The sequence below is a fragment of the Arthrobacter sp. 10T419 genome (genome assembly GCF_056394105.1).
Genome location: NZ_JBFTHF010000025.1, coordinates 1 through 676, shown reverse-complemented (window position 1 = coordinate 676; position 676 = coordinate 1). Strand labels below are relative to the sequence as shown.

Here is a 676-nt window from a genome sequence, read left to right as displayed (position 1 = left end):
ACGAACGCCCCGCCGCCCGCTCCAGCGCCGCGATGCGCGCTTCGAGCTGGCGCAGCGTTGCGATGCGGGCCTCGAGGTTGCCCAGGCGCCGGGCCACTTTCGGGTTGACCTGCAGGGCCGCGTCCTTGAGTTGCGCGACGGTCACGGCGTCGTCGTCCTGCTCGCCCGGTAACACATGGGTGATGTAGCGGCCATTGTCCGCCGTGCCGACGGACACCGCGTATTCGCGGTCGCAGACGGAAGACGCGCCGAGCGCCACGCTGCCGTAGGCGCTCACCTCCGCATACTCGCCGATGGCGGTGGCGTGGTGGTTGTTGGCGATGGCGCCGCGCCCGATGCCGATGGTGCCGTAGCCGTACACGTTCGCGCTGGCTCCGATCGCCACGGCCGCCTGGCTTTGGGCGCTGGCGGCGGAGCCGACGGACACGCTCTGGTCGCCCCCCGCGAAGGCATCGGCGCCCACCGCCACGGCGGCGGAGGCAGCGGTGGCCTGGGCATCGCCGCCGATGGCGATGTTGTCCGTGTAGCCCGCATTGGCGTTGCCGCCGATCGCCACGGCCTTGTCGCCCCATGCCGTGGCGTCGCTGCCCAGTACCACCACGCCGTCGCCGGGCGAGTCCGCCCCGACCTGCGCCTGGGAGCCGATGACCACGCCCCGGCCCGCGGCGCCGAACAC

General features: G+C 73.1%; 1 pseudogene. It reads right to left on the bottom strand.

The window, feature by feature from the left end:
* Positions 1–676, bottom strand: a pseudogene (locus AC1DBD_RS17690) (hypothetical protein); the annotation flags it as partial.